28 protein-coding genes are annotated in these 25,987 nt (G+C 68.6%); 14 read left to right on the forward strand and 14 right to left on the reverse strand.

Annotated features, from left to right (window positions below):
• Positions 1–10: 10 nt before the first annotated feature.
• Genes ARC23_RS10085 through ARC23_RS10105 form a run of 5 tightly spaced genes read left to right on the forward strand, consistent with a single transcriptional unit; the run spans position 11 to position 5,159 of the window.
• Positions 11–1,762 carry a bifunctional alpha/beta hydrolase/class I SAM-dependent methyltransferase gene (locus ARC23_RS10085; RefSeq protein WP_057497110.1) on the forward strand — a complete coding sequence of 584 codons (1,752 nt, stop codon included), beginning with the start codon at positions 11–13 and terminating at the stop codon, positions 1,760–1,762.
• Entirely contained in the window at positions 1,762–3,090 is a 1,329-nt protein-coding gene (locus ARC23_RS10090; protein WP_057497111.1) for a phosphatase PAP2/dual specificity phosphatase family protein, read from the forward strand. Before ARC23_RS10085 ends, ARC23_RS10090 begins: the two co-directional genes overlap by 1 nt.
• Entirely contained in the window at positions 3,087–3,524 is a 438-nt protein-coding gene (locus ARC23_RS10095) for a hypothetical protein (RefSeq protein WP_057497112.1), read from the forward strand. The genes ARC23_RS10090 and ARC23_RS10095 overlap by 4 nt, the downstream gene beginning before the upstream one ends.
• Positions 3,525–3,537: 13 nt before the next feature.
• A complete protein-coding gene (locus ARC23_RS10100) occupies positions 3,538–4,167 on the forward strand; it encodes a lysophospholipid acyltransferase family protein (RefSeq protein ID WP_057497113.1) in 630 nt (209 codons plus the stop codon).
• Positions 4,164–5,159, forward strand: coding sequence for a phosphatidate cytidylyltransferase (locus ARC23_RS10105; RefSeq protein ID WP_057497114.1), 996 nt, complete (start codon positions 4,164–4,166; stop codon positions 5,157–5,159). Before ARC23_RS10100 ends, ARC23_RS10105 begins: the two co-directional genes overlap by 4 nt.
• Before the next feature lie 128 nt (positions 5,160–5,287).
• On the opposite strand, the gene fis is transcribed toward ARC23_RS10105, so the two are convergent.
• From fis to prmA, 3 genes are all read right to left on the reverse strand, one after another.
• Positions 5,288–5,563, reverse strand: coding sequence for a DNA-binding transcriptional regulator Fis (gene fis, locus ARC23_RS10110; protein ID WP_005419706.1), 276 nt, complete (start codon positions 5,561–5,563; stop codon positions 5,288–5,290).
• Between the two features lie 114 nt (positions 5,564–5,677).
• Complete coding sequence (locus ARC23_RS10115; protein WP_057497115.1) at positions 5,678–6,457, reverse strand: DUF3426 domain-containing protein; 780 nt, start codon at positions 6,455–6,457, stop codon at positions 5,678–5,680.
• Between the two features lie 42 nt (positions 6,458–6,499).
• Positions 6,500–7,420 (reverse strand): 50S ribosomal protein L11 methyltransferase, encoded by a 921-nt coding sequence (prmA, locus tag ARC23_RS10120; RefSeq protein WP_057497116.1) that lies wholly within the window; start codon positions 7,418–7,420, stop codon positions 6,500–6,502.
• A 165-nt stretch (positions 7,421–7,585) separates the two neighbouring features.
• On the opposite strand from prmA, the gene ARC23_RS10125 reads away from it, so the two are divergent.
• Both ARC23_RS10125 and ARC23_RS10130 read left to right on the forward strand, forming a co-directional pair.
• Positions 7,586–8,551 (forward strand): hypothetical protein, encoded by a 966-nt coding sequence (locus ARC23_RS10125; protein WP_057497117.1) that lies wholly within the window; start codon positions 7,586–7,588, stop codon positions 8,549–8,551.
• Positions 8,548–8,922, forward strand: coding sequence for a hypothetical protein (locus tag ARC23_RS10130; RefSeq protein ID WP_057497118.1), 375 nt, complete (start codon positions 8,548–8,550; stop codon positions 8,920–8,922). The genes ARC23_RS10125 and ARC23_RS10130 overlap by 4 nt, the downstream gene beginning before the upstream one ends.
• A 130-nt stretch (positions 8,923–9,052) precedes the next feature.
• On the opposite strand, the gene accC is transcribed toward ARC23_RS10130, so the two are convergent.
• From accC to ARC23_RS10160, 5 genes are all read right to left on the reverse strand, one after another.
• Positions 9,053–10,420, reverse strand: a complete 1,368-nt coding sequence (gene accC, locus ARC23_RS10135; protein ID WP_049395360.1) for an acetyl-CoA carboxylase biotin carboxylase subunit — start codon at positions 10,418–10,420, stop codon at positions 9,053–9,055.
• Between the two features lie 12 nt (positions 10,421–10,432).
• Positions 10,433–10,912 carry an acetyl-CoA carboxylase biotin carboxyl carrier protein gene (gene accB, locus ARC23_RS10140; protein ID WP_057497119.1) on the reverse strand — a complete coding sequence of 160 codons (480 nt, stop codon included), beginning with the start codon at positions 10,910–10,912 and terminating at the stop codon, positions 10,433–10,435.
• A 54-nt stretch (positions 10,913–10,966) separates the two neighbouring features.
• The gene (locus tag ARC23_RS10145) at positions 10,967–11,392 is read right to left on the reverse strand and encodes a lysozyme inhibitor LprI family protein (RefSeq protein ID WP_057497120.1); all 426 of its coding nucleotides are present in this window, start codon (positions 11,390–11,392) and stop codon (positions 10,967–10,969) included.
• On the reverse strand, positions 11,389–11,838 hold the full coding sequence (gene aroQ, locus ARC23_RS10150; RefSeq protein WP_057497121.1) for a type II 3-dehydroquinate dehydratase: 450 nt from the start codon (positions 11,836–11,838) through the stop codon (positions 11,389–11,391). The genes ARC23_RS10145 and aroQ overlap by 4 nt, the downstream gene beginning before the upstream one ends.
• A 319-nt stretch (positions 11,839–12,157) precedes the next feature.
• Positions 12,158–12,892 (reverse strand): DOPA 4,5-dioxygenase family protein, encoded by a 735-nt coding sequence (locus tag ARC23_RS10160; RefSeq protein WP_057497123.1) that lies wholly within the window; start codon positions 12,890–12,892, stop codon positions 12,158–12,160.
• A 165-nt stretch (positions 12,893–13,057) separates the two neighbouring features.
• Between ARC23_RS10160 and ARC23_RS10165 the strand changes: the two genes are divergently transcribed.
• Positions 13,058–13,885: an isocitrate lyase/PEP mutase family protein gene (locus ARC23_RS10165; RefSeq protein ID WP_057497124.1), complete on the forward strand. Its 828-nt coding sequence runs from the start codon at positions 13,058–13,060 to the stop codon at positions 13,883–13,885.
• 33 nt (positions 13,886–13,918) lie between these two features.
• On the opposite strand, the gene ARC23_RS10170 is transcribed toward ARC23_RS10165, so the two are convergent.
• Positions 13,919–14,449: a hypothetical protein gene (locus ARC23_RS10170; protein ID WP_057497125.1), complete on the reverse strand. Its 531-nt coding sequence runs from the start codon at positions 14,447–14,449 to the stop codon at positions 13,919–13,921.
• Between the two features lie 127 nt (positions 14,450–14,576).
• Between ARC23_RS10170 and ARC23_RS10175 the strand changes: the two genes are divergently transcribed.
• A complete protein-coding gene (locus ARC23_RS10175; protein ID WP_057497126.1) occupies positions 14,577–15,173 on the forward strand; it encodes an NAD(P)H-dependent oxidoreductase in 597 nt (198 codons plus the stop codon).
• Positions 15,174–15,189: 16 nt separating this feature from the next.
• Positions 15,190–15,783: a TetR/AcrR family transcriptional regulator gene (locus ARC23_RS10180; RefSeq protein ID WP_057497127.1), complete on the forward strand. Its 594-nt coding sequence runs from the start codon at positions 15,190–15,192 to the stop codon at positions 15,781–15,783.
• 5 nt (positions 15,784–15,788) lie between these two features.
• On the opposite strand, the gene ARC23_RS10185 is transcribed toward ARC23_RS10180, so the two are convergent.
• Positions 15,789–16,589, reverse strand: a complete 801-nt coding sequence (locus ARC23_RS10185; RefSeq protein ID WP_057497198.1) for a D-alanyl-D-alanine carboxypeptidase family protein — start codon at positions 16,587–16,589, stop codon at positions 15,789–15,791.
• A gap of 132 nt (positions 16,590–16,721) precedes the next feature.
• Between ARC23_RS10185 and ARC23_RS10190 the strand changes: the two genes are divergently transcribed.
• Positions 16,722–17,288, forward strand: coding sequence for a GIY-YIG nuclease family protein (locus ARC23_RS10190; RefSeq protein ID WP_057497128.1), 567 nt, complete (start codon positions 16,722–16,724; stop codon positions 17,286–17,288).
• 7 nt (positions 17,289–17,295) lie between these two features.
• On the opposite strand, the gene ARC23_RS21080 is transcribed toward ARC23_RS10190, so the two are convergent.
• Positions 17,296–17,439 (reverse strand): hypothetical protein, encoded by a 144-nt coding sequence (locus tag ARC23_RS21080; protein WP_203226353.1) that lies wholly within the window; start codon positions 17,437–17,439, stop codon positions 17,296–17,298.
• Positions 17,440–17,537: 98 nt separating this feature from the next.
• On the opposite strand from ARC23_RS21080, the gene ARC23_RS10195 reads away from it, so the two are divergent.
• Positions 17,538–18,437, forward strand: a complete 900-nt coding sequence (locus ARC23_RS10195; RefSeq protein ID WP_057497129.1) for a LysR substrate-binding domain-containing protein — start codon at positions 17,538–17,540, stop codon at positions 18,435–18,437.
• A gap of 52 nt (positions 18,438–18,489) precedes the next feature.
• Here ARC23_RS10195 and ARC23_RS10200 read toward each other — a convergent pair whose 3' ends face one another.
• The gene (locus tag ARC23_RS10200) at positions 18,490–19,212 is read right to left on the reverse strand and encodes a transporter substrate-binding domain-containing protein (RefSeq protein WP_057497130.1); all 723 of its coding nucleotides are present in this window, start codon (positions 19,210–19,212) and stop codon (positions 18,490–18,492) included.
• A gap of 83 nt (positions 19,213–19,295) precedes the next feature.
• Between ARC23_RS10200 and ARC23_RS10205 the strand changes: the two genes are divergently transcribed.
• Positions 19,296–19,667 carry a VOC family protein gene (locus tag ARC23_RS10205; RefSeq protein ID WP_057497131.1) on the forward strand — a complete coding sequence of 124 codons (372 nt, stop codon included), beginning with the start codon at positions 19,296–19,298 and terminating at the stop codon, positions 19,665–19,667.
• Positions 19,668–19,761: 94 nt separating this feature from the next.
• Here the strand turns inward: ARC23_RS10205 and ARC23_RS10210 are convergent, their stop codons facing one another.
• The gene (locus ARC23_RS10210) at positions 19,762–20,604 is read right to left on the reverse strand and encodes an arylamine N-acetyltransferase family protein (protein ID WP_057497132.1); all 843 of its coding nucleotides are present in this window, start codon (positions 20,602–20,604) and stop codon (positions 19,762–19,764) included.
• 203 nt (positions 20,605–20,807) lie between these two features.
• Here ARC23_RS10210 and ARC23_RS10215 point away from each other — a divergent pair, with 203 nt between their 5' ends.
• Positions 20,808–23,348, forward strand: a complete 2,541-nt coding sequence (locus ARC23_RS10215; protein WP_057497133.1) for a methyl-accepting chemotaxis protein — start codon at positions 20,808–20,810, stop codon at positions 23,346–23,348.
• 92 nt (positions 23,349–23,440) lie between these two features.
• Here the strand turns inward: ARC23_RS10215 and ARC23_RS10220 are convergent, their stop codons facing one another.
• The gene (locus tag ARC23_RS10220) at positions 23,441–25,963 is read right to left on the reverse strand and encodes a PepSY domain-containing protein (protein ID WP_057497134.1); all 2,523 of its coding nucleotides are present in this window, start codon (positions 25,961–25,963) and stop codon (positions 23,441–23,443) included.
• Positions 25,964–25,987: the final 24 nt, after the last annotated feature.

A 25,987-nucleotide genomic window follows, 5' to 3' on the forward strand; every position in this document is an offset into this window, starting at 1 on the left:
AGGAGATTGCATGCGTCAGGCGCAGGAACGGGAGTTCCACAGCTTCGACCAGGTACCGCTGTTCTACCGGTACTGGGCGGGCACCACCGCAACCCCGGCCACCAAGGCCATCGTGCTGCTGCACCGCGGCCATGAGCATTCCGGGCGGGTCACCCATCTGGTCGATGAGCTGGACCTGCCCGATACGGCGTTCTTCGCCTGGGACGCGCGCGGCAATGGGCGTTCGCCGGGCGCACGTGGCGATGCACCGGGCTTCCCGGCGCTCGTGCGCGATCTGGACAATTTCATTGCCCACATCGGCGCCGAGCACGGTATTGCGGTGGACGACATCGTGGTGATCGCGCAGAGCGTGGGCGCTGTCGTTGCCGCCACCTGGGTGCATGACTACGCGCCGCGCCTGCGCGCGCTGGTGATGGCCTCGCCGGCGTTCAAGGTGAAGCTGTACGTGCCGTTCGCGCGGCCGGGCCTGGCATTGATGCAGAAGCTGCGCGGCAATTTCTTCGTCAACAGCTACGTCAAGCCGCAGTGGCTGACCCATGACCCGGCGCGGGTGGAGAGCTATCGCACCGATCCGCTGATCACCCGCCCGATCTCGGTGCGCGTGTTGCTCGGCCTGTACGAGGCCGCCGACCGCATCGTGGCCGATGCACAGGCGATCAGCGTGCCGGTGCAGCTGCTGGTGTCCGGCTCGGACTTCGTGGTGCACCGTGGCCCGCAGGACCGCTTCTACGAGCGCCTGTCCAGCCCGATCAAGGAGCGCGTGCACCTGCCGGGCTTCTTCCACGACACGCTGGGCGAGCGCGATCGGGCACCGGCACTGGCGCGCATCCGCAGCTTCATCCAGGCACGTTTCGCCGAGCCGCTGCGTGAGCTGTCCCGTCGCGATGCGCACCGCCACGGGCCGACCTTCGAGGAATCGGAGATCCTGGCCTGGCCACCGGAGCGCAACAGCGTGGCCGATCTGCGCTGGCGCGTGGTGCGTGGCGGCCTGCGCTTCGGTGGCACATTGTCCGAAGGCATTGCGCTGGGCCTGCAGACCGGTTTCGATTCCGGCAGCACGCTGGACTACATCTACCGGAATGAGGCGCGCGGCAAGGGCCCATTGGGGCGAATGGTCGACCGCAACTACCTGGACGCGATCGGCTGGCGTGGTATCCGCGTGCGTGGCCAGCACCTGCAGGAACTGCTGCGCGACGCTGCCCAGCGCCTGCGCGGGCGAGGCACGCCGGTGCGGGTGCTGGACGTCGCCGCCGGCCATGGCCGCTATGTGCTCGAGGCGCTGGGCCAGGGCGAACAGCGCGCCGACCGCATCGTGCTGCGTGACTTCAGCGCGTTGAACGTGACCCAGGGCCAGGCCCTGATTGAACGCCTGGGCGCGGCCGATATCGCGCGCTTCGAGCAGGGCGACGCGTTCGACCCGGCGCAGCTGGCGAAGGTGGACCCGGCGCCGACGCTGGCGGTGGTGTCGGGCCTGTACGAACTGTTCCCCGACAACGATGCGGTGCTGCGCTCGCTGCAGGGCATTGCCGCAACCGTGCCGGTGGGCGGCTACCTGGCTTACACCGGCCAGCCCTGGCACCCGCAGCTGGAATTCATCGCCCGCGCGCTGACCAGCCATCGCGGTGGCGCTGCGTGGGTGATGCGCCGCCGTACCCAGCAGGAGATGGATGAGCTGGTGCGCCTGGCCGGGTTCGAGAAGGTCGCCCAGCGCATCGATGACTTCGGCATCTTCACCGTGTCGCTGGCACGCCGGACCGCGTGATGGCGACGCTCGCCGCAACCCCGCTGGCCGCGGAGGGGCGCCCCTGGCGGCGTGCCCTGCTGTGGCTGGCCCTGCTCGGCCCGTTCTTCTTTGCCAGTTATGGCTTCGCCAACTGGATGGCCGGCCGCCACGCCACCTTGCCGGTGATGGCGTTCGCATGGGAGACACGCATCCCGTTCGTGCCGTGGACGATCGTGCCGTACTGGTCGATCGACCTGTTCTACGCGATCTCGTTCTTCCTGTGCCGGCGGCGGCTGGAACTGGACCGGCACGCGTTGCGCCTGCTCAGTGCACAGCTGATCGCGGTGACCTGCTTCCTGCTGTGGCCGCTGCGCTTCAGCTTCGAGCGGCCGGAGATCGGCGGCGTTTTCGGCTGGCTGTTCGATGTGCTGCTGGGCTTCGACAAGCCGTTCAACCAGGCGCCATCGCTGCACATCGTGCTGCTGATCGTGCTGTGGGTGAAGTTCGCGCAGTACCTGCACGGCGTCTGGCGCTGGGTGCTGCACGTGTGGGCGCTGCTGATCGGTGTTTCGGTGCTGACCACGTTCCAGCACCACTTCATCGACATCCCGACCGGCCTGCTGGCCGGGTGGCTGTGCGTGTGGCTGTGGCCGGAGCAGGGCACGCCACCGTTGCGGGCCTGGCATGCCGCCCGCGATGCGAAGCGCTGGCGCCTGGCGATGCTGTACCTGCTCGGGGCCATAGCGTTGCTGGTGCCGGTTGTCGTGCTGCGGGGTGCCGCGCTGTGGCTGCTGTGGCCGGTGGTGTCGCTGCTGCTGGTGGCGATGGCCTACGCCGGGCTGGGCACGGCGGTGTTCCAGAAGCGCGCCGATGGGCGCCTGAGCATGGCCGCGCGCTGGCTGCTGGCGCCCTACCTCGGCGCGGCCTGGATCAACTCACGGCTGTGGACGCGGCGCGCGCCGCAGCCGGTGGCGGTGCTGGATGGCGTGTGGCTGGGCCGCATTCCCAACGGTGCATTGCCGCCACCGCTGATGGCGGTGGTGGATGCCTGTGCCGAGTTGTCCTGCCGTGCACCGGGCGCCACCTACGCCAGCGTGCCGATGCTGGATCTGCTGGTGCCGAGCGCGGCACAGCTGCGCGAGGCGGCCGAGGCCATCGAGCGGCTGCGTGCGCACGGCCCGCTGCTGGTGTGCTGCGCGCTGGGCTACTCGCGCAGTGCGGCCAGCGTGGCCACCTGGCTGTTGCGCAGCGGTCGCGCGGCGGATGTCGAGGCGGCGGTGTCGATTGTGCGTGGCGTGCGCCCCGGCATCGTGCTGGGCGAAGCGCACCTGCGCGCGATTGCCGTCGCGGCCGGAGACCCAGCATGAGCACGACGCCGGACATTGCGGCCATGCGGCTGCTGCTGCGGCAGGGGCGTTGGCCTGCGTTGCTGTCGCTGGGGCTGCTGCTGGCGGGCGTGCTGCTGCTCGGCCTGGAGCCGGGGCTGGCGATGATCGCCGCTGGCCTGGTGCTGCTCAGCGTCGGGGCCGGACTCGCACAGGGCTACCACGCATGGCGGGTGGAGCTGGATGCCAGCCTGCTGCAGTTGCTCGGCGATGAAGGCCTGGACGGTGATGCCGCCGCGCGCCGGATCGATCAGCTGCTGCACGACAGTGGCCTGCGCCGCTTACAGCCGGATGCGCCGCTGCGTGGCTGGGACACACGCTGGGCCGGCATGCGCCGGTTGCTGCTGCGCCAGTATCTGTTGACCGCCGTGCAGGTTGCACTGCTGGTGCTGGCCGTGGTGTGGCCGCAGACGTGAACGGGAGGAACCGATGTTCGCCGAACTGATTGCGCGCGCCTGCAGTGGCGCGATCCATGTGGTAACCGGCGCGCGTGCGCTGTGGATCGGCTGCGCGCCGTCCAGCGAGCACCGTGTCTACTACGGCAACCATGCCAGCCATGGTGACTTCGTGCTGATCTGGTCGTCGATGCCGCCGGCCCTGCGCCGCCGGGTGCGACCGGTGGCGGCGGCCGAATACTGGCAGCGCGACGGCCTGCGCCGCTACCTGATCGATGCGGTGTTCAACGGCGTGCTGGTCGAGCGCGAGGCGGGTCATCGCCAGCAGGATCCGTTGCAGGTACTGCGCGAGGCCGTCGACGAAGGCTGCTCGCTGATCCTGTTCCCGGAAGGGACACGCAACGTCGGCGACGAGCCGCTGCTGCCGTTCAAGAGCGGCATCTACCACCTGGCGCGGCAGCGCCCGGAACTGGAGTTCGTGCCGGTGTGGATCGACAACCTGAAGCGGGTGATGCCGAAGGGGCGGTTCCTGCCACTGCCGCTGCTGTGCACGGCCACCTTCGGCACGCCGCTGCGGTTGCAGGCCGATGAGGACAAGGCTGCGTTCCTGGCACGCAGCCGCCAGGCGCTGCTGGACCTGGCGCCGAATGGAGGGCGTGCATGAGTTTCCTGATCGATGTTTCCGGCGACCTGGCAGCGCAGAGCGTGGGCCAGCAGACCGGGCTGCTGTTCGCCGGCGTCGGTGCGGTGCTGGTCGTGGCCACGCTGGTGTCCGAAACACTGCGCTGGCGCCAGCGCGGGCAGCCCAGCGCAGTGATCGCCAATCTGGTCTCGCGCATCCGTGCGTGGTGGGTGATGGCCATCGTGGTCGGCGGCGCGTTGCTGTTCGGCCGTGCCGGCGTGATCGTGTTGTTCGCGATCATCTCGTTGTTCGCGCTGCGCGAGTTCATCACCCTGGCGCCGACGCGCTCGGGTGACTACTACGCGCTGCTGGCCGCGTTCTACATCGTGCTGCCGTGGCAGTACTACCTGGTGTGGATCGACTGGTATGGCATGTACACGCTGCTGATCCCGGTCTATGCGTTCCTGTTCCTGCCGATCCTGTCCACCATCGGTGGCGATACCACGCACTACCTGGAGCGGACGGCGAAGGTGCAGTGGGGGCTGATGATCTGCGTGTTCTGCATCTCGCATGTGCCGCTGCTGCTCAACCTGCATGTGCCCGGGCATGACCCGGCGCGCAACGTGCTGCTGTTTGCCTTCCTGGTGATCGTGGTGCAGTCCTCGGATGTGCTGCAGTACATCTGGGGCAAGCTGCTGGGCCGGCACCTGATCGCCCCGAAGCTGTCGCCGTCGAAGACGGTGGAGGGCTTCGTGGGCGGCGTGCTGAGCGCCAGCGCGCTGGGCGCGGCATTGTGGTGGATCACCCCGTTCACCCCGCTGCAGGCGTTCGGCCTGTCGCTGCTGATCAACCTGATGGGGTTCTGGGGCGGCCTGGTGATGTCGGCAATCAAGCGTGACCGTGGCATCAAGGACTGGGGCCACATGATCGAGGGCCATGGCGGCATGCTCGACCGGCTCGATTCGGTGTGTTTTGCCGCGCCGGTGTTCTTCCACGTGGTGCGGTATTACTGGAAGGCGGGCGGGGGCGGGTGATACTGCCGGGCTTTCATCCACGCATGGCGTGGATCTGCGGGTAGTGCCGGCCGCTGGCCGGCAACTGCAACATCCTGGCATCGTTCGTGGGGTTGCCAGGCAGCGGCCCGCACGATCCAGGCATGCGCTTACGCGCTGATGCCGTATTCCTTCAGCTTCTTGCGCAGGGTGGCACGGTGGATGCCCAGCATCGCCGCGGCGCGGCTCTGGTTGCCTTCGCAGTGGTTGAGTACCTCCACGAACAGGGGAATCTCCATCTCGCGCAGCACGATCTCGTAGACATCGTCCGCGTCGCAGCCATCAAGGTCACGCAGGTAACGGCGCACGGACTGGGCGACATGTTCACGCAGCGGTGGCCGGGGAGCGCCACGACTGTTGTCAGGACGAGAGAGGACAGCGTTCAAGGGGGTTCCCGATCTGTGGTGCCCGTGCGCGCGGGGCGCGCGGCCGGACGAGGTGGTGGCGGCCAGTCTAGCGCGAGCGTGCCCGACCTGCCACGGCTGGTCGCCTCCGGCCTGTCACAGGAAGTCGAAGGTGAATGCGACGGTTGACGCAGCGGGTTCCTGTACGCGGAAGGCAATGCGTGCGCTCTGGCCGGGTTCCAGCAGGGCCGCGCCAGGGGTCTCGCCCAGATACTGCGCGGGTGCGAACACGCCACTGCCGATGATCCGTCCGTCGGCATCGGACAGCGACAGGCGCAGGTCCGGCCATGCCTGTGCCCAGCGTGCATCGTTGCGGATGCTGGCCTGTACCTGCAGCACGCCGGGCTGTCCGGGCAGCGGGCGGATCTCGCGGCTGGTCATGGTGAACGCGGCAGGCTCGTGCCAGGCCGGCAGGTCGCAGCGCAGCGCGCCACACAACGCGCTCAACCAGCCGCGGTTGCCGGCGTCGGCGGCCAGCCGCGCGCGATCGGCCAGTACGCTCTGCAGCAACAGCAGCAGTGCCAGCCCGGCCACCAGCGCCCAGTGCCAGCGTGGCGTCGGCAGGGCGCGGGGGCGCGTGGTGCCGAGGAAGCTCGGGGCGTCGCGCGCGGCTACCGGTGCCGTTGTGTGCGCGACGTCGGGCGGGCCCAGCGCCGCCTGTTCTTCGATGACCGCCGCATCGGCGTGCGGCCCGTCGGCCTGCTCCGGTGCCGCCACCTGGAGCGTCGCTTCAGGTGACGCCTCGGTGGTGTTGCCCGGCGTGTCATTCGCCACCGGGTCCGGTGCGTGCGCATCACCTGCAGGTGCGGCGGTACGCTCCGGCGTGGCGTGCAGGAAAGTGGCCAGGGGGCGGCGCGGCGGGTTCGGCTCGGACATGCTCAGGGCGCGGGCTCGGATCCAGCAGTCATTCAACCACGATCAGGCGCGGCGCACGCCGGTGATGCGCATCCAGTCGCCATCCTGGGTGGCCTGCAGATCATCGAACCAGGCGGCATAGCGCTGCAGCAGTTCGCCTTCCTGGCCGTGCAGGATGCCGGACAGCGCGATGCGGCCCGCCGGGGCCACGCGCGCGGCCAGCAGTTCGGCCAACGCATCCAGCGCCGAGGCGAGGATGTTGGCGACCACGATCGGATAGGTGGCGACCGGTTCGTCCTGCGGCAGGTAGACCTGCATGCGTGCCTGCTCGCCGTTGCGTTCGGCATTGTCGGCGGTGGCGACCAGGGCCTGCGGATCGTTGTCCACGCCGATCGCTTCGGCCGCGCCCAGCTTCAGCGCGGCCAGCGCCAGGATGCCCGAGCCACAGCCGAAGTCGAGCACGCGCTGGCCCTGCAGCAGGCCATCCACGGCCAGCTGGTCCAGCCAGCGCAGGCACAGCGCGGTGGTGGGGTGGGTGCCCGAGCCGAAGGCCAGGCCCGGATCCAGTCGTACCACGGCGGCGTCGGCACTCTGCGCGGCGTCCGGCAGGTCATGGTTCCACGGCACGATCCAGGTACGGCTGCCGAAATCCATCGGCTGGAACTGGTCCAGCCAGGCGCGTTCCCAGTCTTCGTCCTCGACGGCACGGAAGCTGCCGCCGCTCCAGTCCAGCTCGGGGTCGAAGGCTTCCAGGGCGGCCAGCAGCAGCAGCGCGTTGCTGTCGGCGGGGAACAGCGCGCTCAGCACCAGGGTGTCCCACAGCGGCGTCTCACCCACGCCCGGCTCGAGGATGGCCTGCTCGTTGCTGGTGTCCGCCTCGGCATCGAGCAGCGTGACAGCCAGCGCGCCCACGTCCTCCAGCGCGTTCTCATAGCGGGGCTGGGTGGCTTCGGTGCAACGCAGGGTCAGTTCCAGGAACGGCATGGCGGTGGGGGGCAATGGCGGGAAAGGGGGCCATGCTAGACCATCGGGGCGTCTCCGTATTGCCTGAGATGCCCCTGCTGGATGAACGGGGCGGATTCAGACAGGCCTGCCGGGCCTTGCTAAACTCGGCGCTTTCCTGTGCGCTGTGAACGATCACCGCTGCTGATGGCCCTGGCTCCGACCCTCAAAACCTGGTTGCTCGTGCTGCCGGCGGTGGCCGTGCTGGGCGTGGCCGGGTATCGGGCCAGCGGCCACGTGGTGGCGCCGCCGGTCGTGCGGGCGGACGCACCGGCCGTGGTCCCGGCGGTGGACAACACCGCCGCGTTGCCCGTGGTGCCCGAGGCGCTGGCGCGCCGGCTGGCCACCTTCGAGCGCAGCGATGCGTTGCCGTCGGGCCTGCCGCTGGACCTTCGGGCCGACATCGAAGACGCCAACGACCTGTATGCCTACGCGCAGCGCCTGCGTGCCCAGGCTGACGGCGGCAATCACGAGGCGCGCTGGATGCTCAGCCGGGTGTACGACTACTGCGCGCAGTACGCCCTGGATCCCGGCGGCTACCGCCTGGACAACAATGTGCTGAGTGGACTGGGGTTGACCGCCGCGCCGGCCATGGTCGAGGCACGCGAGCGCGTTGCGCAGCGATGCGGCGGCTTCGTGCCGGGCGACAAGCTGGGCGCGGCGCTGGTGCTGTCCGAACGTCGCAAGGCCGCCGCACAGGGCAACCTGGCCGCCGAGGCATCGCTGTTCGCTGAAGGCGAACCGCTGCACGACTCGCCCGAATACCGCCGTGACCTGGTCGAGCGCGTGCGTACCTCGCATGACCCGGAGGCCTACATGGCCATCGCGCCCGGCATGGGTGTGCGTGCGGCCGGCGACAGCGCGCTGGAGGGCCTGGTGGCCGGCGAGCAGCTGAGCGAACTGGCCTGGCGGCTTGCAGCCTGCGAACTCGGTCTACCGTGTGGGGCCGACAGCGTGCTGGTCAACAGTTTTTGTGCGAACGGAGGGATCTGTTCGCAGGATGGGACGCAGGATTTCCGGGATTTCGTATATGACGCTGCGGTTTCACCGCAAGGTGCTGGGAAGATGAAGGAATGGATCAAGCGATTGATTGGAAAGAGGGACGGGCGATGAATTACCGTCGATTCCTGCATGGGGCGAAGTTCTGGTTCTGGGTGGCGCTGTTCGTGGCCTACTCGGCCGGTGCGGTTGGCCTGTTGATGATCGATACCTATGAGGACCGCTACCGTCATCTGTCGAAGGTGGAACTGACCACGGTGAAGGCACCGGAAGACATACGCCGCACCGGTGCCAGCCAGGTGGCGGCGGTCTATCGTGCGCAGACCGGCATGCCGTTCACCTCGCTTCCGGCCGGCAGCACCTTCCAGGTGGTGTGGCCGGACGGCTCGACCGAGACCATGGTGATCGTCGATCCGAGCTCGCCCAACGGCGTACGCCCGTTGGCGAAGTCGCAGATTCCGGCCGAAGCGGCCAGCAAGCGCTGATGCGCCTGCCGTAGAGCCGGGCCCACGCTCGGCTGAGCTTGCCAGCAAGCCGAGCATGGGCTCGGCTTTACAGCAACAAAAAAAGGGCGGGGATTTCCCCGCCCTTTTCATGTCCAGCGCCTGGCGCCGATCAGGTCAGCGCGATCGGCTTGTTCTTGCGTTCGGCCAGTCGTTTTTCCAGGTAGTGGATGTTCTGGCCACCGGCCTGGAAGCCCTTGTCGCGCATGATCCGCTGCTGCAGGGCGATGTTGGTCTTGATGCCATCGACCACCATCTCGCTCAGCGCCACCCGCATGCGGGCGATGGCGGTTTCGCGGTCCGGGCCGTGCACGATCAGCTTGCCGATCATCGAATCGTAGTTGGACGGCACGCGGTAGCCACTGTAGATGTGGGTGTCCACGCGCACGCCCGGGCCACCCGGGGGATGGAAGCCGGTGATGGTGCCCGGGCTCGGCACGAAGGTCTCAGCGTCTTCGGCATTGATGCGGCACTCGATGGCATGGCCGGTCAGCACCACGTCGCTCTGCTTGATCGACAGCTTCTGGCCGGCGGCGATCTTCAGCTGCTCGGCCACCAGGTCGATGCCGGTGACCATTTCGGTGACCGGATGTTCCACCTGGATGCGGGTGTTCATTTCGATGAAGTAGAAGCGGCCGTCCTCGTACAGGAACTCGAACGTGCCGGCGCCGCGGTAGCCGATGCGCACGCAGGCTTCGGTGCACACCTTGCCGATCTGCTCGCGCTGTTCGGCGGTGATGCCCGGTGCCGGGGCTTCTTCCACCACCTTCTGGTGGCGGCGCTGCATCGAGCAGTCGCGCTCACCCAGGTGGATGGCATTGCCCTGGCCATCGGCCAGCACCTGGATCTCCACATGGCGCGGATTTTCCAGGAACTTCTCCATGTAGACCTCGCCATTGCCGAACGCGGCCTTGGCCTCGCTCTTGGTGGTTTCGATCGAGGTCTTCAGCGAGGCTTCGGCGTGCACCACGCGCATGCCGCGGCCGCCACCGCCGCCAGCGGCCTTGATGATGACCGGGTAGCCGATCTCGCGGGCGATCTTGGTGTTGGCCACGATGTCGTCGCCCAGCGGGCCACCCGAACCGGGCACGCACGGCACGCCGGCGGCCTTCATCGCGCGGATCGCTTCGACCTTGTCACCCATCATGCGGATGGTGTCGGCCTTGGGGCCGATGAAGATGAAGCCGGACTCCTCCACGCGCTCGGCGAAGTCGGCGTTCTCCGACAGGAAGCCGTAGCCCGGGTGGATGGCCTGGGCGTCGGTGACTTCAGCGGCGGCGATCAGTGCCGGGATGTTCAGGTAGCTCTGCGGCGACGGTGCCGGGCCGATGCAGACCGACTCGTCGGCCATGGCCACGTGCTTGAGGTTGCGGTCGACCGTGGAGTGCACGGCCACCGTGCGGATGCCCAGGGTGTGGCACGCGCGCAGGATGCGCAGCGCGATCTCCCCTCGGTTGGCAATGACGACTTTGTCGAGCATGGCGTCCGCCCCTTAGCCGATCACGAACAGCGGCTGGTCGAACTCCACCGGCTGCCCGTTCTCGCCGAGGATGGCGACGATGGTGCCGGACGTGTCGGCTTCGATCGGGTTGAACATCTTCATCGCTTCGATGATGGCCAGGGTTTCGCCTTCCTTGACCTGCTGGCCAACGGTGACGAAGGCCGGCTTGTCCGGAGCGGACGAGGCATAGAAGGTGCCGACCATCGGCGAACGCAGCACGTGGCCTTCCGGCAGCGCCGGGCCCGGCTTGGCAGTGCCGCCGGTGGAGGCTTCGGTCGGCGACTGCATCGGCATCGCCTGCGGCGCCGGGGCGGCCGGGGCGGCATACACCGGGGCAGCGGCCGGGGCGGCATAGGCGGCCACCGGGGCGCGCGACAGGCGCACCGACTCTTCGCCTTCCTTGATTTCGATTTCAGCCAGGTTCGACTCTTCCAGCAGGTCGATCAGCTTCTTGATTTTGCGGAGATCCATGGTGGCCTCTTTGCTCGTGATGTCAGTGTGGTGGAGAGTGCGGTTGCACTCGGTTCAAAGCAGTTCGTAGAACTCGCGCAGCTGCCGCGTACGGTCGCGCGTCTGGGTGATCAGGCATTGCATCTTCGCGGGGTTGCGCGAGGTGCCGTCTGCATTGAAGGCATACACCGCCTCGCAATCTGCATCGCGCAAGGTGATCCAGATGCGCTGGGCCTTCACCAGCTGCTGTTCGGCCACCGCGCAGCGGCTGCAGCTGCCATCGGTTGCCTGCGCCTTCAGTTCGCCACGCGCCTGCGCGTAGACGGCGTTCAATGCGCTGTCGGCATCATCCAGGCGATCGGAATCGCATATGTCGCGCTCGTAGCCGCCGCTTGCCTGTGCGCAGTCGATGCCTGCGGCCGCGCGCTCGGCAGCGACACTGGCGCCGCACAGACCGGCCCACAGCAGGATGCCGGCAAGCATGCGCGGCGGCATCTTCACGCGCTGGCCGCCTGCACGCGCAGCAGCGCCGCATCCATTGCATAGCGGTAGCCGTCGGCGCCGAAGCCGCAGATCACGCCCACCGCCTTGTCACTGAAGTAGCTGTGCTGGCGGAAGGGTTCGCGGGTATGCGGGTTGGACAGGTGGATCTCGATGAACGGCACCGCCACCGCCGCCAGCGCGTCGCGCAGGGCGACCGAGGTGTGGGTGAAGGCGGCGGGATTGATCAGGATGAAAGCGGTTCCGTCGTTGCGCGCGGCCTGCACGCGGTCCACCAGTACATGCTCGGCATTGGACTGCAGGCTTTCCACAGCGTGCCCGGCGGCGGACGCCTGCGCGGCCAGAGCCTGGTCGATGTCGGCCAGCGTGGTGTGGCCGTAGACCTCCGGCTCGCGGGTGCCGAGCAGGTTGAGGTTGGGGCCGTGCAGGACCAGCAGCTTCGCCATGGGATCCGGAAGACGGGAAAGGGCGGCAGTCTGGCGGAAGCGGTGGATGCTGTCCAGTTCGGCGAAGTTTGCAGCGTTTCAATCGAGTGTTTGAAATTCGCGGAAGGGCTTGTGGCCGTATGGCGGGCGCTGGATCAAGGCGCGCTGAATGCCGTGCTGGCCGGGGATGCGTGCACGTAGGCCGACGATGGCGGCAAGGCCGGGCGAGGGCTGATGCCGCAATGGCCCGCGAGGCGGTGAACCCACGCCATGCGTGGATGACGGGGTTCGGTGCGCAGCGAGCTACGCACCCGCCTGGAGCCCTCTGGGACCCGACGGCTCAGGTCTCCAGCGGCACCGTCGGCACCACGTTCGGGAACACCTCTTCCAGCGGCTCCCGCTCGCCTGGCGCCAGCACCGGCCAGTTGTAGGCATTCACCGGCTGCGCGCGGTTCACCCACAACGCGTAATGCAGGTGATCGGCGCGGCCATCCCCGGTATTGGGGTGGATCAGGATGGTCAACCCCAGGCTGTTGAGCTGGAGCCACGGCATCAGCACCGGCAGCAGGTCGTTGGTGAAGCCGAAGTAGAACGAGGGGGTCACGTGCGGCCCGCGTGGTTCGAGGTTCCAGTTGCCCAGCTCCACCGGGAAGCGCTCGGCCGTCCAGCGCCGCAGCAGCGCGGCCTTCTCGAAGTTGTCCTCATCGAAGTAGATATGCGCGTGGTAGCTCTTGATGTCGGTGTAGGGGCGCGGCGTGCGGGGTAACGTGGCTTCGCCGGGGCGCACGCTGGCCGGGCGCGGGGTGGGTTCGTCCGCGGTAGCCTCGCCCCAGGGGCTGCGACCCTTGGGCGCCGGCGGCACGATGGCGCGGAAGCCGGGGCGAGCGGGCTCGGTGGTGTTCATGGCGGTGTCGCCATGGGGCGCTGCCGCGGCCGTCGACGCACTGGCCAGGCCGCCGGCGGCCAAGCCGGCCGAGGCGATCAGGCGCCGCCGGCTGGGCGAGAGCAGGTCGGCCCACTGGGCGTCGTCGGCGTCGATGGCAACGCCGGTCGGGGAAGGCAGGTCAGCGTGCATGCAGGACTCCGTGGCGGCAGCGCGGGGGCGAGATGGCACGCTCGGGCAGGCCACCCGGTGGCGTCCAATAAGCAGGCGGCATCACCTCATGCAGGTTGCCGCCGGTGCCATTGAGTCCGGGCGCGGAGCGGGCTAGGGTGCCGGGGTACCGCCCCGGAGCCCGCCATGTCCCTGTCCGATGCAGACACCCGGCGCAAGCGCGCGGCCTTCCGCCAGCTGCACGCTGAAGGCTGCTTCGTACTGCCCAATCCCTGGGACGTTGGCAGTGCACGCTATCTGCAGCGGCAGGGCTTCCTGGCCCTGGCAACCACCAGCGCCGGCTGCGCCTGGAGCGAAGGCCGGCCCGATGGCGCGGTTTCGCTGCCGGCCACGCTGGAGCACCTGCGGCTGATGGCCGCAGCGACCCCGCTGCCCTTGAATGCCGATTTCGGGGATGGCTTCGGCGCATCCCCGCCACAGGTGGCCGAGGCGGTGGCGGCGGCCATCGGCACCGGCATCGCCGCGCTGTCGATCGAGGATGCCAGCGGCGTGATCGACGCACCGCTGCGCCCGATCGATGATGCGGTGGCGCGCCTGCGTGCGGCACGCGCCGCCATTGATCAGGCCGGGGGCGAGGTGCTGCTGGTGGCACGTGCCGAGAACTTCTTCGTTGGCGTACCGGATCTGCACGACACGCTGCAGCGTCTGCGCGCCTATGCCGAGGCCGGTGCCGATGTGCTCTATGCGCCGGGCATCAGTTCGCCGGAACAGATCCGCGCGGTGGTTGCCGCGGCCGGATCCAGACCGGTGAACCTGCTGGTCGGTGGGCCTACCCCGCTCAACCTGCAGGACATCGCCGCACTCGGCGTGCGCCGGGTCAGCCTGGGCGGAGCACTGGCCCGCGCCGCGTGGGGAGGCTTGATGCAGGCCACCGGGCCGATCGTGCAGGACGGCCGTTTCGACGGCCTGCAACACGCGGCCCCGGGCGCGGCGTTGAACGCGCTGTTCCAGTAGGTCCACGCCCTGCGGGGATGGATCCGCCAGCGCCTACAGCGCTTCGATATGCCGCTCGGGCAGGAGGACACCGGCCTCGAGTGCGGGCAGCAGCTGGCGCAGCAGGCCCGGGTTGTCCTGCAGCCCGGACCCATCCAGATACGTCCAGCCCGGATCGCCAACGCGGCGCACCGCCACCATGAAGGTGGTGCTGCGGATCGCAGTTCCGCGCACCCGCATCAGTGAGTGCCGCGGCACGAAACACACTTCCTCCTCGCCGGCGGCATAGGTCCGGCCGGGGATGCCGACGTCCTCACTGACGATCTCCACGCCCGCGCTGCGCAGCTGGGCCGCCGCATTACCGGCGATCCGCGCGAAGGCTTCGTCGCCGCCAGCCAGCCGTTTCAGGCTGGGATGCGTGCGCGCGATCAGGAACCCCGCATCGCCACGGCTGAAGGCCGCCACCATCGCGCGCACCTCAGCACGCAGGGCTGCCGCATCATCGGGGCTGAGCTCGCCTGCGGTGGCAGGAGCGCCCGCGCACAGCAACACGGCCAGCATCGGGGCAAACAGGCGTCGGCGCATCGTCGGCGATCTCCACGGGATGGGGCGCACTATACGGCGAACGCAAAAACAGCGTCCCATCGATGGCGCTGGTGATCCGGGCATTGTTACTTACTATTGGTAGGTAATGATTCCTGGAGATTCGCCCATGCACAGCCTCATTGTCACCACCCACCCGGAACCCGGATCGCTCACCCATGCCATCGCCCGGCGCATCGGCGATGCCCTCCGGGCCGCCGACGCCGGCAACACCGTGACCCACGCCGACCTGGTGGCCGAAGGCTTCGACCCGCGTTTCAACCGCGAGGACCAGGCGCTGTTCCGCGGCACCGGTGCGGTGCCGGCCGATGTTGCCGCCGAGCACGCGCGGCTGGACCGGGCCGATACGCTGGTGCTGGTCTATCCGCTGTACTGGTGGTCGTTCCCTGCGTTGTTGAAGGGATGGATCGACCGCGTGTTCACCCAGGGCTGGGCCTACCAGGACGGCGCCGACGGCAAGGTACAGAAGAAGCTGCAGCGGTTGGGCGTGCATCTGGTCGGCGTCGGCGGCGCTGGCGCGGAGATGATCGAACGGCGTGGCTATGGCGCGGCGATGAAGACCCAGATCGACATGGGCATCTTCGACTACTGCGGCGCGCGCGTGCTGTCGTCCGACCTGCTGCTCGATGCCGATAGCGGTGCGGCCGCCGCGCATCTGCAGACCGCGGTGGAAATCGGCCGTAAAATCGCTACTCCGATGCGCTGACCGCCGTGCTCCACCGATGCCTGCCAACGCCGCACCCACGCGCCGCCGATTGACCCGCGAGCAACGCGCCCGCCAGTTGCTGGACGTGGCCTGGGCGCTGGTCGGCGACGAAGGCACCGATGCGCTGACGCTGGGCCGGCTGGCCGAGGCGGCGGGTGTGACCAAGCCGGTGGCCTACGATCACTTCGTGACCCGTAACGGGCTGCTGGCCGCGCTCTACGATGACTACGACGGCCGCCAGACGCGCGTCTTCAACGAGCGCATCGGCCGCGCCAGGGCGCAGCTGGCCGATCGTGCGGCGGCCATCGCCTCCGGCTACATCGACTGCATCCTCAGCCAGGGCAGTGAAGTGCAGGGCATTCTTGCCGCGTTGGTCGGTGCACCTGAACTGCACGAGGTGCGGCGGCGCTACCAGCAGGATTTCATCGACAACTGCGATACCTGGTTGGGCCCATTTGCGGCCAATGGCACGGTTCCGCTGGCCGGACGCTGGGCGATTCTTGGTGCGGCCGAAGCCCTGTCCGAAGCCGTGGCGGCAGGCGCGCTGGACAAGGCCGGCGCCGAGGCCGAGCTGCAGCGCTTGATCGTGGCGACGGTCAAGCGACGCTGATCCGCTCAGGCGTTGGTGTTGGCGGTGGTGCCGGCCAGCGCCGCAAAGCCGGCGGCCAGCCGCTCGCGCACAAGGGCATCGCGTACGTCGCGGCTTTCTGCGCCCAGCACCACGGTGATCAGGCGTACCGGCGGGCTCCGCCCGGGCACAGCCCGGCATGCGGTGGCGGCCAGGCAGAAGCCAGCGGCCTGGGTGTAGCCGGTCTTCAATCCATCCACGCCGTCTTCGCCAAGCAGGGCGTTCTGGTTGTTGCGGCTGAAGCGGCCATGCGCGAACGTGCGCTGCGCGGTGATTGCCAGGATCTGCGGATGGTCATTCAGCAGGCAGGCGGCGAGTACCGCGATGTCGCGCGCGCTGGAGGCATGGTGCGGGGTGGTGATGCCGGAGACGCTGGCGAACCACGTGCTGCGCAGGCCAAGCTGGCGCGCGTGCCGGTTCATGCGGTCCAGGAACGCAGGCTGTGATCCGTCCAGATGGCGTGCGATGGCCAGCGCCGCATCATTGCCGGAGACGATCATCAACCCTTCCAGCAGGCGAGCCAGGCTGAGCGTTTCGCCGGGCACCAGGCCCATGCGCGTTTCATCATCGGCCACCGCATGTACATCTTCGGCGGCGATGGTGACCGCCTGGTCCCACGCGCCACCGTTCTCTTCGACGCATTCGTAAGCGGCGTAGGCGGTCATCAGCTTGGTCAGCGAGGCCGGTTGCCGCGCGATGCCCGCGTTGTGCTCGTGGACCACCGCGAAGGTTGCCGCTTCCAGGGTGATGGACGAGACCGGTAGGTGGGCAGGCGCAGGAGCGGGCATGGTGGCGGTGATGACAGCGACAGGCAGCAAGGATAGTCCGCAGCGGCTGCATGAAGCCGCACTGCCAAAGCGCTGCAGCGCCCACGGTAACGCCCGGTTGCGCCCGGGCCGCAGTGGAGGCAGCCTGCGCACATGCAATCGCATATCCGCATCGACGGTCGTGTCTTCGCCTACGTCTTCCCCTGTGCGTGGGAGGACTACGCGAAGATCGGCTTTTCACGCGATCCGCTCGGGCGCATCAGCGCATTGCACCGGCGCTGGTTCGAGTTCTTCGACCTTGATGCCGGCGCGCTGGTGGAAGCGGAGAGCGAGCGCGATGCGCGTGATCTGGAACTGCAGCTGCGTTCGCCGTTCAAGGCGCACCGCGCGCCGGCGCCGATGACGGTCCAGGACAAGGCCGGAGGTCGCACCGAATGGGTACGTGGTGCCAACCAGGCGCTGTCGCTCGCGGTTGATGCGTTGGGCGCACACGGCTATCGCTGTTTCCAGCTCAAGGCATGGCTGCAGGCCGCACTGCGCCTGCGCATGGACCGGCTGCACGACTGGGCGGCGGTGCAGCTTCCGCAAGAGGATGGCCTGCGCATGCCCGGTGGCCCCGGCGAGCGCGTGCTGCGTGACACCCTCGACGGTTGCCGGGCGCTGGATATCGACCCAATGCCATGGCTGCCTGAACACGTCCAGCGTTGGTATGCAGGTTGAGCCGTGTTCAACGGGCATGCGGTTGCTGAACCGGCGCGGCCGGTTGCGGCGCACCCGTGGGGGAGCCGGTGGACGGGCAGGCCAGCTGCCGGGCCAGTTCGGCGCTGACGATATGGCCGTGCAGGAACAACAGGCTGCCGAAGATGTTCATGAGCGTGCCTCCACTTGAGTGGATTGCACGATACGGGCAGCATGGACAGGCAAAAAGCGACATTTCCGCAAGCATGCCTTGAGAGGAATTCAAGCCTGATGTCCCGCCCGCCCCTTCATGCCCTGCAGGGTTTCGTGGCCGCCGCGCGGCTGGGCAACCTGTCACGCGCAGCGGCGTCGATGAACCTGACCGTCAGTGCGCTCAGCCATCAGATGCGCCAGCTGGAAGAGCGGCTGGGGCAGCCGCTGCTGGTCCGCCAGCCGCGCGGCGTCACCCTCACCCTGGAAGGGCAGCGCCTGCTCGACCAGGTCGGCCCGCATCTGGATGCGATCAACGAGGCGTTCCAGCCTTATGCCGCACGCGCCGAGCACGTGCTGACGATCAGCGCGGTGCCGTCGATGGCGTCGGCGTGGCTGGTGCCGCGCCTGGGGCATTTCGTGGCCGCACATCCGCAGATCGAGATCAACCTGCAGTCCAGCGAACGCCTGGTGGATTTCGATCGCCAGCGCCAGTTCGATGCCGCGCTGCGGCTGGGCAGCGGCACCTGGCCGGGGCTGGTGGTGGAGCCGCTGTTCGATGAGTGGCTGCTGCCGATGGCCAGCCCGGCCCTGATCGAGCGCATGGGCGGCATCGATAATGTCCCGCTCACGCAATGGCCGTTGCTGGGTGATCCCGACGGTGCCTGGGGCGCCTGGTTCGCCTTGAGCGGGCAGAACCCGCCACCCCGCTACGTGGCGGTGCTGGATGATTCGGAGGCGCATCACCGGGCTGCGCTGGATGGCGTGGGCGTCGCCTTGGGCCGGGTCACGCGCGCGCGCCTGCTGCTCGACTCCGGCCAGCTGGTCGCGCTGTCCCAGCAGCGCCTGAAGACCGATTGGCCGCACTGGCTGGTGTACCCGCCACGCTCGGCCCACCACCGTGGTTTCCTTGCCTTCCGCGATTGGCTGCACGCGCAGGCGGCCGAGCATGTGCGGCATATGGCCGGCGCGCATCTGTAGCGTCGAGCCATGCTCGACTGGCCCTTCGCAGGAGCAGTCAAGCATGGCTCGACTACACGCATCGGACCAGGGTGACCGCCTGGCCGGCACGGGCGAACGCTTCGCCCAGCAACGGGCCTGCCTTGATCGCCTCAACTTCCTCGAACAGCGCCCGCAATGCCTCGGCCGGGCGCGAGGCCGGTGCCGCGACCGCCTGCCGGATCGCGGTGAAACGATCGGCCAGCACGCGGTGGCCGGGATGCGCCTGCGCCCAGGCCGCCAGTGGCTGACGTACCCCGGCCGCGGCATCCAGGTGCTGCTGGTCAAACAGAGTGATGGCCGCTGCTGAAGTCGCCGCGCGCTCGATCACGGCATGCCGCAGTTCGCGGCTGAGGAACAGGTCGTAGGCCGCGCCCCGACCCACCGCGATGCGCATGCCGTCGCAGTCGAGATCGGCAACCCGCTGTGCCGGGCTGTCCTCGCGCACCAGGTAGGTACCCTCGATTTCCACGTACGGCGCACTGAAGGCGATGCGGTCGGCGCGTGCCGGATCGATGGCCAGGAAGGCCAGATCCCAGCCGTCCTGCGCCGCTGCGGCGACCACCGAGGCCGCGGCGTCGTGGCAGGTGAAACGTGCCTGCACGCCCATCCGCTGTGCCAGGGCCGTCGCCAGTTCCAGCGAAGGCCCACGCGGGGCACGTGCATCGCCTTGTGCCAGTACCGGATTGCCCAGGTTGATCGCCACGCGCAGGAAGCCCTGCGGTGCCAAGGCACTTCGATGATCGGCCAGGGACATGCAGGGCTCCGCAGGGAAAAGGGCGGTCCAGCATGCCAGTGCTGCCCTGCAAGGCCGTGTCAGTATCCGGTTATCCTGCGGACATGAACCCCATCCTGCACGTTGAGATACCGGTCACTGACCTGGCCCGGGCCATCACGTTCTACCAGCAATGGCTGCAGGTGGCGGTGGACGAACCGATCCTGCTGCACGACTGCAGGATGGCCTACCTGCCGTTTGCCGATGAGGCCCCCGGTGCCAGCATGGCGCTGGTGCAGGGGGCCGACTATCTGCCTTCCGTGCACGGCGCGCGCATCTACATCGGGGTTGATGACCTGGATGCCAGCCTCGAGCGTGCGCTGCAGGCCGGGGCCGAGCTGCGCTTCGGCCCGGCCGATGCCGGTGATTGGCGCGTGGCCGAGATCGCCGACAGCGAAGGCAATCGCATTGCGCTGCAGGCGCGCGCGTTCATGTAGCGTCGAGCCATGCTCGACTGCTTTGGGGTGCCGGGACCACGCCAGTCGAGCATGGCTCGACTCTACAAAAGCGCCCGCCGGGCAGGGCTCGACGCTATACGTGGATCGCGGCACGTGAGCGCTGCAGCCAATCGTTGATCGCCGGGTCCAGCCGCGGGTCGTCCGGCAGCTGCACGCCGAAGCGCTGCTGCAGCACGTCGCGCACGTCGCCGACATCGTGCAATGGGCGCTTGTCCGGCGCCTGTCCGGGCCGGTACTCGGTGTAGTTGCCGCTGCCGATGGTGCGGCGCCAATCCGGCGCGGTCAGTGATGCACGCAGCTGGCCCGGGAAGCTGGAATCGGGATGGGTGCACACGTACCAGTTGCCCACCACATTGTCGATCGGCGCAGGCACCTGCAGGTCGAACCGGTACATCGCCCGCCAATCGTCGCTGGATTCGACTGACAGCACGAAATCGCCCTCGCCTGGCAGGCGCTGCAGCCGGTAGCGCTCGTGCGGCGTGGTCTGCGGCTGCGCATCGTGCAGGCGCAGCGGCACCGTGGGCGTCAGGCTGCCGAACCCGGCATCCACCAGCCAGTCATCCCCGTCCACCCGCACGCGCAACAGCAGGTGGGTGCGCGCGGTCAGCTCACCGTCCTGCGCGGCCAGCAGGACCCGCGCACTCAACGGTTGTGCGTCGAACCCCAGCGCCTGCAACAGGGCCAACAGGCCGCCATTGAGCTCGAAGCAGTAGCCGCCACGGCGCGCGTGGAGCAGCTTGCGTTGCACGCTGTCCAGGTCGATCGGTACCGCATCGCGCAGCAGGCAGCTGAGGGTCTCGAACGGCAGCAATGCGTTGTGGCGCTGCTGCAGGAGCGCCAGCCCGGCCAGCGTCGCGGGCGGCGGCGCAGCCAGCTGCAGGCGTTGCAGATAGCGGGGGACATCGAGCGTGACCATGGCGGCACCGGGCGGGGAGGGAGGTCCACTGTGCTCCCGCAACCGGGGTTGAGGTCAAGCGCGGCGCCGGTGTCATCCCCCCGTCGCCTGCCCCCGGTACAAAGGCCGCGTGCGCCGGCAGGTACAGGCAGGCATCGAAAATAGCGCTAAAGCTGCGTCCATCCCGGCCGATACAGGTGCGTCTTTCTGCCTGGAGCCCTGTCATGTCGGCCGTCGTTCCCCACCTCTGGTCCCTGCACACGCGCCTTGCCACATGGTGCAGGGCGTCCCCCGGCCTGCTGCGCTGGTTGCAGCCGCATCGGCTCAGCGTAGCCAACAAGCTCAAGGCCACCCTCTGGATCTGCAGTCTGGGCCTGGCGGCGATCGCCGCCGTCTACGCCTGGACCGGGCACAGCAGCGCACAGGCCGCGCGCAACCAGGCCAGCTACCAGCACGGCAGTGATCTGGCTGCCCGCCTGGCCACCCGCGTGGCCGAAGCCCGCCGCCTGCAGACCCAGTATGCGCGGAGTTTCGGTGATGCCGACCGCGATCAGCTGCTGGCCACGCAGAAGGGTTTGCAGGCGGACCTGCAGGCATTGCGGGCGATGCCGATGGACGCCGGCCGGCGCAAGGCACTGCAGGCGCTGGCTGAAGCGGCAGACGCCTTTTCGCAGGGTGTTGCCGCACTGTTCGAGCGCGTGGATGAGATGGGACGGGGCGACGCCGGTCTTGCCGCGCAGCTGCAGCAGGCCGCTGATACCTTGCAGACGCAGGTCGATGCGCTGCAGCGCCCTGCACTGGCGCTGACGCTGCAGAAAATGCGCCGCCAGGAGGCGCTGCTGCTGCTCGACGGTGACGCGGCCCACGCCGACCGTGCCAGCGAGGAAAAGCTGCCGTTCGACCTGGCGCTGGCCGGACTGCCGGCCGATGTGCAGGACACCCTGCGCAGCGGCATGGAGGGCTACCAGGACGCGTTGCTGGCCTACACCGCCGCCCGCGTCGGCCTGGATGTGGAGGCGCAGTCGTTGCTGGACGCCGCCGCCGGCGTTGCCCCGGCGCTGGCCGCATTCCAGCAGGCCCAGGTATCGGCGCTGGCCACTGCACAGTCACGCCAGCAAGCAGGTGCGCGCACCATGAGCGTACTGTTCACGTTGACCCTGCTGCTGGTGGCCGGCGTGCTGATCACCAGCCTGGTGCTGGTGCTGCGCGCGGTACGCCAGCCGATCCAGGACACGCTGCGCTTTGCCAGTGACATCGCCGACGATCGCCTCGACACCACCCTTCGCGTCTACAACGCCAACGATGAGATCGGCCAGCTGGCGCAACGCCTGGTCGACATGCAGCAGCAGCTGCGCGCACGCATCGACACCGAACGTGCGGTGGCCCGCGGCAACACCCGTGTGCGCCAGGCGCTGGACAGCGCGCAGACCGGGCTGATGGTGATCGATGCCGAGGGCCGGCTGGCCTATGCCAACCCGGCACTGCAGCAGCATCTGGCGATGCACGCCGACGAGCTGCTGGGCCGCGACGCGGTGCGGCTGCACCCGGCGCTGGCCAATCTGGTCGGCGTGCGCCAGCGCGAGGAACGCGAGATCAGCCATGCCGGCGTGCGCTACCAGCTGATCGCCAATGCCATCATCGATGAAGGGCACTACCTCGGCGTAGCGGTGGAGTGGCGCAGCCGTGCGCTGGAACACCTGCTGGAGACCGAAGTGGCCGCGCTGGTCGATGCGGCTGCCCAGGGCGATCTGCAGGGGCGTATCGAACTGGATGGCAAGCAGGGCTTCGTACGCACGCTGTCAACCAGCATCAACCGCCTGCTGGCCACCTTCGAAACCAATCTTGGCGATCTGCAGGCGCTGCTGGCTGCACTGGCCAGCGGCGATCTCAGTGTGCGCATGGGCGGTGATCTGCAGGGTGTCTTTGCGCGCATGCGCGATGATGCCAACGCCACCGTGGCGCAGCTGGGGCGCATCGTCACCCGCATCCAGCAGGCGACGTCGCATCTCGATACCGGCGTAGGCGAGATCGTCGCCGGCCACCACGACCTGTCGCAGCGTACCGAGCAGCAGGCCGCCAACCTGGAAGAGACGGCAGCGTCCATGCACGAGCTGACCGATACGGTGGGTCGCAACGCCGACGCGGCAGGGCGTGCCGATGCACTGGTGCAGGGCGCGGCCGCCGTGGCGCAGCGTGGCGGCGAGGCCGTCGGTCAGGTGGTGGCGACCATGCAGGGCATCAGTGAGGCATCACGCCGCATCGGCGACATCACCCAGCTGATCGATGGCATCGCCTTCCAGACCAGCATCCTTGCGCTCAACGCGGCCGTGGAAGCGGCACGCGCCGGCGAGCAGGGCCGCAGCTTTGCCGTGGTGGCCGCCGAAGTACGGTTGCTGGCCCAGCGCAGTGCCGAGGCAGCCAAGCAGATCAAGGGATTGATCGAGGATTCGGTGGCGCGGGTCGGGCAAGGCAACCGGTTGGCCGAGCAGGCCGGCACCACCATGGGCGAGATCGTTGGCAGCGTGCAGCAGCTGGCGGACCTGCTGGCCGGTATCCGCAGCGCCTCGCACGACCAGCACGCCGGCATCGCGCAGGTGAACCAGACCATCGTGCAGATGGAAGCCAGTACCCAGCGCAACGCCAGTCTGGTGGAAGAGGCGGGTGCCTCCACCGCACAGATGCAGGCGCAGGTGCAGGCCCTGGCGGAGGCCGTGGGCGCGTTCCGCTTGCAGTCGATGCCGCAGGCGCGCGCCGCGGCGGCCTAGTCAGCCGAGCGCAGGCCCGGCGCTACATCGGCTGCAGGAACACTGTAGAGCCGTGCCCATGCTCGGCTCACACCAGCGTCAGGCGGCAGGAATCAATACACGTCGCGCCGGTAGCGTCCTTGTTCCAGCAGTGTTTCCACCGCTTCATCGCCCAGCGCCTCGCGCAGCACCTGGTCCACGCCTTCGGCCATGCCCTGCAACGAACCGCAGACATGGATCACCGCGCCGCGCTGCATCCAGTCGCGCAGCACATCGGAGGCCGCGCGCAGCCGATCCTGCACGTAGCCACCGTCACCATCGCGCGAGAATGCAAGGTCCACCCGCTGCAGATGACCCTCGGCCTGCCAGGCCTCGATTTCTTCGCCGAACAGGAAGTCGTGTGCGCGCTGGCGTTCGCCGAACAGCAGCCAGTGCCCGTGCGCACCTGCATGCGCGGCTTCGCGCAGCAGGCTGCGCAGGCCGGCGATGCCGGTACCATTGCCGATCAGCAGCATCGGCGCGGCAGCCACGCGATGGAAACCCGGATTGCGGTGCACGCGGGCCACGATGCCGGCGCCCACCGGTGCATGCAGCGACAGCCAACCCGAACCCAGCCCGGCACGACCGGCCGGGTCATGCGTCAACCGCACCACCAGCTCCACTGCGGCATCCTGCGCAGCGGACGCAATCGAATATTCGCGCCCGGGCAGCGCGGGCAGCCCGGCCAGCCACAGGCAGGCGTCCTGCACCACCAGCGCGGCATCGGCACCGGGCAGTTCGCGTTCGCTGGCCAGTGCCAGCAGCGTGCGTGGTTGACCCTCCACCAGCACTGGCTGCAGCGGATCCAGCCCATGCGCCTTCAGTACCGCGCTGGCATGTGCTGCACTGTGCCGGGGCGACACATGCAGGATGTCACCGGCCTGCCACTGCACCTGTGCCGGTGCCGCCAGGCGGATGTGCCAGATCGCACCGCCGACGCTGCCGGGATTGAGACGCTCGCGGCCGAGCAATCGCCAGTCGTGCATCACCGTGGCCGACGGCAGCACGCTGTCATCGGTGGCGATTCCGGTCAGGGTTGCCAGTTGCAGCTGCCATTGGCGCAGGGCCGGTAGCGCTGCGGCATCCACATCAATGCGATCGAACAGCGGTCGTGCGCCATTGCCGATCAGCCAGCTGTCGACCTGGCGGCCAAAGCCGCAGAAATGCGGGTACTGGCGATCACCCAGTGCGAGCAGCCCGAATGCCAGGCCCGACAGATCCAGGCGCTGTGCAAGCAGCTGCCGCGCGGCGCGTCGTGCCGCATCCGGTGGCTCGCCATCGCCGAAAGTACTGAGCACCAGCAATGCGTGCGTGCTGCGCTGTAGTCCGGCCACATCGAGGCGGGCCAGCGGGAGTACCCGCACCGCGTGGCCGGCGGCCTGCAGCTGCGCCGCTGCGCGCCAGGCCAGCTGCTCGCCCAGCCCGCTCTGGCTGGCGTGCACCACCAGCCACGGCGTAGCGGCGTCATCGGCGGCCGCAACCGGCAGCGAGCGGCGCAGGCCGCGCGCCGCGCGCTGGCTGCGGCGGCGATCCAGGTACAGCATCCAGCCGGTGATGAAGAACAGGCTCATGCCCAGGCTGCTGAGCATCACCACCACGCGCCCCGGGACACCGAAGTAGCTGCCCGAGTGCAATGCGAACACGCTGGTGGCCAGCTGTGCGCCAGCGCCCTGGCGCGCATAGGGGCGCGCATCGAGGGCTGCACCACTGGCCGGGTCCAGCTGCAGCAGATCGTGGGCGCGATCGTGGTGGCCCCCGCGCTGCGCCGGATCGCCGGCCATGACCCGGACGTTCAGCGGTTGGCCCGGCTTTTCCGGCAGGCGCAGGTCGATGAAGCCGGTGCGCACCCCGGGCAATGCGTACAGCGTGGCTTCGACGCGCTGCAGGTCCAGCGACGCATCGGTCGCAACCGTGGGCCTGGCCGCCGGCGCAACGCCCAGCAGCGTATTGGCCACGCTGCGGTATCCGTCGAACGACCACCACAGGCCGGTCAGCGCGCTCATCAGGTAGATCGGCAGCACCCAGGTGCCGGCCACCGAGTGCAGGCTCCACAGGAAGCTGCGGCCGCTGCGCTTCCATTCCACCGCCAGCCAGCTGCGCCAGTGCCACCAGCGTCGTGGCCAGCGCAGGTAGAGCCCGGACAGGGTGAAGAACAGCAGGGCGATGGCACAGCTGCCGGTGATCCACTTGCCGCGTTCGCCGGCGGCCAGGTGGCGATGCAGGTCCTCGACGAAGTCGAAGAACGCCTGCCCGCGCAGGGCACTGAAGCGCTCACCGCTGTAGGGGTCGAAGTACACCCAGTGCTGCTTGCCGCCGGCAAAGCGCGCCACCGAGGGGCGTTGCCCGGTCGCATCGACGCGCAGTCGCTGCAGCGGACGCTCGTTGCCGGCCTGCAGCTGCGGCACCAGCTCGCTGAGCGCCAGTGGAAGCTGGCCGTCGGCGTGGTGTTCGGCGATGGCGGCGAAGCCGGGATTGGCCGCGCGCAGCAGTTCGTCCTCGAAGGACAGCACGGCACCGCTGAGGCCCATCACGGCCAGGATGGCACCTGCGGTGATGCCCAGCAGCCAGTGCAGTTGGAACAGGACGTTCTTGAACATCGAAGAAGGAGGGCCCGGGAGGCT

The organism is Stenotrophomonas beteli, from assembly GCF_001431665.1.
In the GTDB taxonomy this organism is placed as follows: Bacteria; Pseudomonadota; Gammaproteobacteria; order Xanthomonadales; family Xanthomonadaceae; genus Stenotrophomonas; species Stenotrophomonas beteli.